At 59.1% G+C, this 7,868-nt stretch carries 10 protein-coding genes; 5 read left to right on the top strand and 5 right to left on the bottom strand.

Features of this window, described 5'->3' with window-relative positions; all coding sequences use genetic code 11:
• Nucleotides 1-498: 498 nt before the first annotated feature.
• From ACTD9P_RS28885 to ACTD9P_RS28870, 4 genes are read right to left on the bottom strand one after another with little or no spacing between them, the layout of a single operon-like run.
• Nucleotides 499-1,722, bottom strand: coding sequence for an RNA polymerase sigma factor (locus ACTD9P_RS28885; protein WP_438870319.1), 1,224 nt, complete (start codon nt 1,720-1,722; stop codon nt 499-501).
• A complete protein-coding gene (locus tag ACTD9P_RS28880) occupies nt 1,719-2,195 on the bottom strand; it encodes an SRPBCC family protein (RefSeq protein WP_438870318.1) in 477 nt (158 codons plus the stop codon). The genes ACTD9P_RS28885 and ACTD9P_RS28880 overlap by 4 nt, the downstream gene beginning before the upstream one ends.
• On the bottom strand, nt 2,176-2,571 hold the full coding sequence (locus tag ACTD9P_RS28875; protein WP_438870317.1) for a YciI family protein: 396 nt from the start codon (nt 2,569-2,571) through the stop codon (nt 2,176-2,178). Before ACTD9P_RS28875 ends, ACTD9P_RS28880 begins: the two co-directional genes overlap by 20 nt.
• A 42-nt stretch (nt 2,572-2,613) precedes the next feature.
• The gene (locus ACTD9P_RS28870) at nt 2,614-3,033 is read right to left on the bottom strand and encodes a YybH family protein (RefSeq protein ID WP_285678848.1); all 420 of its coding nucleotides are present in this window, start codon (nt 3,031-3,033) and stop codon (nt 2,614-2,616) included.
• Nucleotides 3,034-3,180: 147 nt separating this feature from the next.
• On the opposite strand from ACTD9P_RS28870, the gene ACTD9P_RS28865 reads away from it, so the two are divergent.
• Genes ACTD9P_RS28865 through ACTD9P_RS28850 form a run of 4 tightly spaced genes read left to right on the top strand, consistent with a single transcriptional unit; the run spans nt 3,181 to nt 5,839 of the window.
• Nucleotides 3,181-3,699 carry a GNAT family N-acetyltransferase gene (locus ACTD9P_RS28865; protein ID WP_285678847.1) on the top strand — a complete coding sequence of 173 codons (519 nt, stop codon included), beginning with the start codon at nt 3,181-3,183 and terminating at the stop codon, nt 3,697-3,699.
• A 42-nt stretch (nt 3,700-3,741) separates the two neighbouring features.
• A complete protein-coding gene (locus ACTD9P_RS28860) occupies nt 3,742-3,996 on the top strand; it encodes a helix-turn-helix domain-containing protein (protein WP_017135431.1) in 255 nt (84 codons plus the stop codon).
• Complete coding sequence (locus ACTD9P_RS28855) at nt 3,989-5,197, top strand: type II toxin-antitoxin system HipA family toxin (protein WP_438870316.1); 1,209 nt, start codon at nt 3,989-3,991, stop codon at nt 5,195-5,197. The genes ACTD9P_RS28860 and ACTD9P_RS28855 overlap by 8 nt, the downstream gene beginning before the upstream one ends.
• A 36-nt stretch (nt 5,198-5,233) precedes the next feature.
• Nucleotides 5,234-5,839 (top strand): pyridoxamine 5'-phosphate oxidase family protein, encoded by a 606-nt coding sequence (locus ACTD9P_RS28850; protein ID WP_438870320.1) that lies wholly within the window; start codon nt 5,234-5,236, stop codon nt 5,837-5,839.
• Nucleotides 5,840-5,882: 43 nt separating this feature from the next.
• Here ACTD9P_RS28850 and ACTD9P_RS28845 read toward each other — a convergent pair whose 3' ends face one another.
• Nucleotides 5,883-6,365: a GyrI-like domain-containing protein gene (locus tag ACTD9P_RS28845; RefSeq protein ID WP_438870315.1), complete on the bottom strand. Its 483-nt coding sequence runs from the start codon at nt 6,363-6,365 to the stop codon at nt 5,883-5,885.
• Nucleotides 6,366-6,560: 195 nt separating this feature from the next.
• Between ACTD9P_RS28845 and alaC the strand changes: the two genes are divergently transcribed.
• Nucleotides 6,561-7,772 carry an alanine transaminase gene (gene alaC, locus ACTD9P_RS28840; protein ID WP_438870314.1) on the top strand — a complete coding sequence of 404 codons (1,212 nt, stop codon included), beginning with the start codon at nt 6,561-6,563 and terminating at the stop codon, nt 7,770-7,772.
• Nucleotides 7,773-7,868: the final 96 nt, after the last annotated feature.

Below are 7,868 nucleotides of genomic sequence, written 5' to 3'. Positions count from 1 at the left end.
GTCAGGAGAGACACGCAACTGGAACCCTATCGGGACGGTGTATCTGAACCCTGAAAGGGAGCTGACCGTGGTAATAAAAATCGCGTAGCGCGACGGTGGACGCGACAACTACCTTGAAAAACGCCGCAGGCCGCCGTGCTGTAGATCTTGATCTTGATCTTGATTTTGATCTGAGACGCCCCGTTAACCACGATGGCCGAACGCAGGCTTGAATCCGTGGGTAACCCGGCAGGACGCCGGGTTAGCCGCGCTGGGCAAGGATGGCCCATCGCGGCGGCCCACGGATTCAAGCCTTCGTTCTGGCACGCCGAGCCTAAGCGAGGCACCGAGTGGTGGGGCACAGACCTTTTGGTTACTTTTGGCTGGGCCGGCATTCCGGGCGTTTGCCAAAAGTGACCCGCTGTAAGAGCGGAACCAATAGAAGCCCTTACCGCAGCAACGGATATGTACACCGACAAACCGCCACAGCAGCCAAGCCAGCTCCGACAGTTTTGATCTTCATTGTGTGGAGGATTTGAGCTCGGCCAGGCGGCGTTCGAGGAAGCGTTTTTCTGGCGTTTGCTGGGTGAGTGAGAGGGCTTTTTCGTAGGCTTCCCGCGCCTCTTCAACCCGCCCCAACTGCCGGCAAAACTCCCCGCGTGCCGAATGCGCCAGGTGGTAATCCAACAATTCCCCACGCTGCAAGAGGCCCTCCACCAACTGCAAACCCGCCAGCGGCCCCTGCCCCATCGCCACCGCCACAGCGCGGTTCAGCTCGATCACCGGCGACGGCACTTCGCGCAGCAACACATCGTAAAGCCCGACAATCTGCAGCCAGTCCGTGTCCTCAGCCTGGGGCGCTTCGGCATGCACCGCCGCAATCGCCGCCTGCAGGCAATACGGGCCAAAACGCCGTGTGTTCAACGCCTGCTCCACCAGTGCGCAGCCTTCAGCAATCAAGGACGCGTCCCACACTGCGCGGTTCTGTTCATGCAATAACACCAACTCACCCTCGGCCGAGGTGCGCGTTGCTCGGCGCGATTCATGCAGCAGCATCAGCGCCAGCAAGCCCATGACCTCCGACTCTGGCAGCAATTCCAGCAGCAAACGCCCCAAACGAATGGCTTCGCGGGTCAGGTCTTCGCGAGTGAGGTCGGCGCCCATGGACGCCGAATAGCCCTCGTTGAACACCAGGTAAATCACCCTCAACACGCTGTCCAGACGCTCGGGCAATTGGTCCAGGGTTGGCACTTGGTAGGGGATTTTCGCTTCGCGGATCTTGCCCTTGGCGCGCACGATGCGCTGGGCGATGGTGGTGGGCGTGGCCAGAAAGGCGCGGGCGATTTCTTCGGTGGTGAGGTCGCAGATCTCACGCAAGGTCAGCGCCGCCTGGGCGTCGGGTGCCAACGCCGGGTGGCAGCAGGTGAAGATCAGGCGCAGGCGGTCGTCTTGCACGTCTTCCTCACTCCAGTCAGCCGCTTCCAGCGCGTCGGCTTGCTCCTGCAGTAACGGGGTAAAAAGTGCCTGTCGGCGCAGGCGGTCGATGGCTTTGAAGCGGCCGGTGGAGACCAGCCAGGCCCGTGGGTTAGCCGGTATGCCGTCTTGCGGCCAGCGCTGCAGCGCAATAAAAAACGCCTCGTGCAGCGCCTCTTCAGCCAAGTCGAAATCACCCAGCAAGCGAATCAGCGTCGCCAGTACGCGGCGTGATTCGCTGCGGTAAATCGCTTCGACCTGCGGGGTCAATCGGGCATGCCCTGGGTCACCAGCGTCACCAGGCGGTCGAGGCTCTGGCCCCAGCCGTCATGAAAACCCATGGCTTCGTGGGCCTGCTTGTCGGCTTCGCTCCAATGCATGGCGCGGGCGGTGTATTGGGTCTTGCCGTCGACCTCTTCGAAGGTCACTTCGGCGGTCATGAACGGCTTGCCCGACGGCACCCAGCCAGGCGCATAGGCATCGGTAAACACCAGCCGGCTCGGCGCATCGATTTCCAGGAACACGCCAGAGGTCGGGTACTCGGCGCCGTCCGGCGCGCGCATCAGGGTGCGAAACAGGCCACCGACCCACAGGTGCATTTCGCACTCCGGCGTGGTCATGCCGTGTGGTCCCCACCATTGCTGCAACAACTCGGGTGTGGTCCAGGCGCGAAACACCTTGCTTGGCGGCGCGTCGATCAGACGGCTGATGGACAGTTCAAATTCAGCGGGTTGGGTATTCATGGGTAAACCTCCTGTCTTGTGGTTGTTGTGTACAGAGATTCAATTGACGCACGGGGCGCACTTCCACACTGCCGACCCGCGCCGCCGGTATGCCGCCAGCCACCTGGAGCGCGTCGTTCAAGTCCTTGGCCTCGATCAGGTAAAACCCGGCGAGCTGCTCCTTGGTTTCGGCGAACGGCCCGTCGGTGATCGACAGCTTGCCATTACGCATGCGCACGGTGGTGGCAGTGCTCACCGACTCCAGCGGCTCGGCGGCGAGCATCCGGCCGCTGGCCTGGATGGCCTCGGCGTAGGCAAGACACTCCGGGTCCGCAGGGCTGTCGGGCGAGGTGTGCAGCACCTCTTCGTTGCTGTAGATCAGGCAGAGGTATTTCATGGTGCTCTCCGTTTTCGGACTACTGACTATAGTTCGTGGCGGTCAAGGTTTCAGGTCGAACAATGCCGTGCCGCTTTCCATGTCGAAAGGCGCCGACCAGTGCTCATGCACCACCTTCCACTGCCCGTTGATGCGCTGGTAGCAGGCGGTCACGCGCATCCAGCACGCCTTCACCACACCATCCGGCCCGGCGCCGCCGCAGTGCGCCAGCCAGTGGGCAAACGCGCTGTCGGGCGCCTCGACGATATGCAGCTCATGAAACTCGAAAATACCCGGGCCGGGGCAATGCTTCATGCATTCATCCCAATGGGCGCGGTAGGCAGCCTTGCCCTTGAATTGCAGCGCAGTGACGGCATCGAACGAGACGATATCGTCGGCGTAATAGCTGACAATTTTGTCGATATCACGGGCCAGTACGGCTTGCTTCCATTGCTCGATCAGGCGGTTGATGGCAGTGCTCATGGCGATACTCCTGGGGGTTGGAAATCACAAAGGACACCCCTGGTCGAATGGCCTTTGGACAAATCGACACACCGCTGAAAAATAATTTCGCTCCGAGCAAACCCGCTAGAATCCCCGCCTCTTTGTAGGATTTCGGATGCGCCCCCGATGGAAACACGCCTCGTCGCCTATGAGACGCTGAGCCTTGTGCAAAAACAGCAGCTCGACACCCTGCAAGTGCACCCCGAGCAATTGGCGTATTCCGGCGATATCTACTGCGCGCTCAACAGCCTGTTGGTCAACCCCAAGCCCGGTGCGATCAAAGGCTTTGCCCTGCTGGCCGACGAAACGCCCGTGGCCTTCCTGCTGCTCAAACGCCCGCCCTGCCTGCCCCATTGGGCCGATGAACACAGCGCCACGCTGCACGCGTTACAGGTGGACCGGCATCAGCAAGGGCGCGGGTTTGGCAAAGCGTGTTTGCAGGGATTGCCGGCGGCAGCCCTGCAGGCGTGGCCGCAGATCAAGGCGCTGGAGTTGTCGGTGGACACCGACAATGTGGCGGCGATGGGGTTGTATCTGGCGGCTGGGTGGGTGGACAGCGGGGAGGCGTATAAGGGGCGGGTTGGGTATGAGCGCAGGTTGAGTTGGGTGTTTGGTCGGGATGGCATTGACAGCTTAAAAATGTAACGTATATATGACTTAAATAATCAAAAGTAATGAATACGTGACATGGACACTTCTATTATCACCCAACGCTTAGGCCAACAAGTTCGCTCCATGCGCCTCAACCGTGGCTATACACAAGCGGACCTGGCGAAACTTGCGGGCGTTACCCGGCAAAAACTGATCGAAATCGAGAAGGGCAGCCTCTCTGTTTCCATGAATGCCTATGCTCGCGTGATTGCCGCCCTGGGCAGTGAGGTCAAATTAGTGCCAGTGACTCTGCCGACACTTGAAGAGTTAGAGGACTTGTTCAATGAATAGCCCCGCTCTTAGCGTTCATACGCCTCAGGGCGACAGCGGCAGCGTCTTGGTGGGCGCTGATGATTACCTGTTTCGCTACGACGCTAAGGCACAGGCCCAAAGCGCCATCAGCCTTACCATGCCCGTGCGCGCAGAAGAATATCGCCGCCGCGAATTGCATCCAATCTTTCAAATGAATTTGCCCGAAGGCTACGTACTGGAACAGTTGCGTAACCGTCTGGCTAAAACAGTAAAAGTGGACCCGATGCTGTTGCTTGCCTTGTCAGGTAGCAGTGCACCGATTGGCCGGGTTTTCGTGATTTCCGATCAGATAAACGAACTAATCCAACGCAACGGTCCGCCCGCAAACGGAGAGAACCTGGCGGAAATTCTCGCGTGGGACGGAGCAGAAGACCTGTTCGCCGACTTGGTGGACCGTTACATTCTTCGAGCGGGCATTTCTGGCGTGCAGCCCAAAGTGCTGGTGCCAGAAAAACCTCAAACTCCCGAGCAAAAATTCACTTCAAAAACCAACGACCTGATTATCAAGAGCGGGCGTGATGAGTTTCCGGGCTTGGCCATCAATGAATACCTGTGCATGTCCATTGCGCGGGATGCAGGCCTGCCCGTGCCGCCGTTTTATCTGTCGCAGAACCATAAGCTATTCATCATGCGGCGCTTTGATCGCGACGAGCAGCTCAACCCGCTGGGTTTCGAAGACATGACCACACTGATGGGCCTGTCTGCCGAACAGAAATACACCAAGAGCTATGCCGCCATTGCCAAGGCTGTACGCGCGTTTTGCTCACCGGAAAACCAACGCAGCTCGTTGGACCAATTGTTCGATAGCGTGGCTTTGAGTTGCATCGTGGGAAACGGCGATGCTCACCTGAAAAACTTCGGTGTGCTCTACAGTGACCCGATTAAATTTGACGCGCGCCTGGCCCCGGCTTACGACATCGTGAATACCACCGCCTATATACCTGAAGACACACTCGCGCTGGACCTGTCCGGCAACAAATCAATGTTTGCCTCACGTTTGGGCATCCTTGAGTTTGCAAAAACCTGCGAGATCGAAAAACCTGAGGCGCGTATTCAGGCGCTGCTGCAAACCCTTGAGGTCGTGCTCAAGCGCGAAGACGAATACTGTCGGTTAGCGCCTGACGTTGCAAAGGCCATTCGACAATCAGCCCAGAGCTACCAGCAGAGCTTCGGTGGCTGAATGCTTCTGTACTCATCCAAGGACAAGGTGGTGACTATGCTGACAACCCTCGAACAACTCGAAACCCTCTACGGCCCGCCCCACGAGCGGGCGATGCGCAAGGAGATCGCGTTTCTCAACGAGGATTACCAGGCCATGGTGCGGGCGTCGCCGTTGGTGGTGGTGAGTTCATCCGGGCCGGACGGCATTGATGGCTCGCCACGTGGTGATGTGCCGGGGTTTGTACGGATTGTGGATGAGCGCACCCTGGCGATCCCGGACCGGCCGGGCAATAACCGGCTCGACACCCTGCGCAATCTGCTGCAAGACCCACGCATTGCCTTACTGTTCATCATCCCGGGGGTTGGCGAAACGTTGCGCGTGAATGGCCGGGCGCAGATTTCCATCGAGCCCGAGCTGCTGGAGAGTTTTGCGGTGAATGGCAAACCGGCACGTTCGGTGATTCTGGTGCAGGTGGAGGCCGCGTATTTTCACTGCTCCAAGGCCTTTGTGCGCTCGGACTGCTGGAACCCCGAAAAACATTTGGACCGCTCGGCGTTACCGTCGGCCGGAGCATTTCACAAGCGGCTCAATGCTGGGCAGTTTGATGCCGAGGCCTATGACCGAGAGATGCCGGAGCGGGTCAAAAACACGCTGTATTGATACGTCTGTCGGCGCCGGCCTGCCGGCGCTGACAGCACTGCCGTCAGCCCTTTTCGCCAACCGGCAGCCAGATCTCCACCGCCCCCGTGCCCTTGTCGGCGTTAAAATCAGCACTGTAGCGTTCGAAATCCGCGCCCATCACTTTGTAGCCCGAGTGCGGCAACCACTCGAACATGATGCGCTCGTAGGTTTGCTCCAGTGCCTGCACCGGCCCGTGATGCGGGAACACGGCATAGTTGAGGGGCGCAATTTCGATGAATTCAAAGTTGCCCGGCACGTCGCTTTTAGTCGGGATTTCAACCCCGGCCATGTAGTCAAATTCGCCATTATGGGGGTTATGGCACACACCATAGGTCACGCCCCCGACGCGCTTTTTGATGTCTTTGATGCAGGTGTTGAACAAATCCCACAGCTTTGGGATATCACCCACTGTGGCCTTTGAATAACGCCCTTGTACCCCAGCGATTACCAGGGCTTTACCGGCTTCCATGCGTGGCTCTAACGGTAGTTTTGCCTGCTGATCCATACGAACAGTCTCCTTCTTATGAGGGAACAAACCCGCGTCGAGTATAGGGGCATATCCACGCTGCACTCCAAGTAGAAATTTTTCCTACGCATCTGGACAACTGGCCATCATCGACCGTATTGTCTGCCCCGCAGGCCGCCGCAGTGGCCGACGTCGCTCGGACGGTTCCGGGCGCTTACGTACTTCGAGGCAACAATGGCCGACCAAGGTTCGCCGCGCCGCTTTGCGCGCATAGATCGACTCCCCCCTTACGTTTTTAATATCACTGCCGAGCTGAAGATGGCTGCGCGTCGGCGCGGCGAAGACATCATCGACTTGAGCATGGGTAACCCTGACGGCGCCACGCCTCCACACATTGTGGAAAAAATGGTCACCGTCGCCCAGCGTGAAGACACCCACGGTTACTCCACCTCCAAAGGCATTCCGCGTCTGCGCCGGGCCATTTCGCGCTGGTACAAAGACCGCTACGAAGTGGATATCGACCCGGAATCCGAAGCCATCGTGACCATTGGTTCCAAGGAAGGCCTGGCGCACTTGATGCTGGCGACCCTGGACCAGGGCGACACCGTGCTGGTGCCCAACCCAAGCTACCCGATTCACATCTACGGTGCCGTGATTGCCGGCGCCCAGGTGCGTTCGGTGCCGCTGGTGCCGGGCGTGGACTTCTTCGCCGAGCTGGAACGGGCGATTCGTGGCTCGATCCCCAAGCCGAAGATGATGATCCTCGGCTTCCCGTCCAACCCCACCGCGCAGTGCGTGGAACTGGACTTCTTCGAACGCGTGATCGCCCTGGCCAAGCAGTACGACGTGCTTGTTGTCCACGACCTGGCCTACGCCGATATCGTCTACGACGGCTGGAAAGCCCCCTCGATCATGCAGGTGCCAGGCGCCAAGGACATTGCGGTGGAGTTTTTCACCCTGTCCAAGAGCTACAACATGGCCGGCTGGCGCATCGGCTTTATGGTCGGTAACCCGGAACTGGTCAACGCCCTGGCGCGGATCAAGAGTTACCACGACTACGGCACCTTCACCCCGCTGCAAGTGGCAGCGATTGCGGCGCTGGAAGGCGATCAGCAGTGCGTGAAAGACATTGCCGAGCAGTATCGCCAGCGCCGTAACGTGCTGGTCAAAGGCCTGCATGAGCTGGGCTGGATGGTCGAGAATCCGAAGGCGTCGATGTACGTCTGGGCAAAAATCCCCGAGCAGTATGCCGCCATGGGGTCGCTGGAATTTGCCAAGAAGCTGCTGCTGGAGGCGAAGGTGTGTGTGTCGCCGGGGATTGGCTTCGGTGAGTATGGCGATGATCATGTGCGCTTTGCGCTGATCGAAAACCAGGACCGGATTCGCCAGGCGGTACGCGGGATTCGCGGGATGTTCCGGGCGGATGGGTTAGGCACTAAAGCCTGACCCCATCCACCTGTAGAAATGCGGTCAAACATGTGGGAGCGGGCTTGCTCGCGAAGGCGGTGGGTCAGTCGCCTAATACAGTGACTGACACTCCGC

Origin of the sequence: Pseudomonas onubensis (genome assembly GCF_965653655.1) — a bacterium.
Taxonomy (GTDB): domain Bacteria; phylum Pseudomonadota; class Gammaproteobacteria; order Pseudomonadales; family Pseudomonadaceae; genus Aquipseudomonas.
The sequence above is the reverse complement of the archived record's forward strand: the minus strand, read 5'-3'. Positions and strand labels throughout refer to the sequence as shown.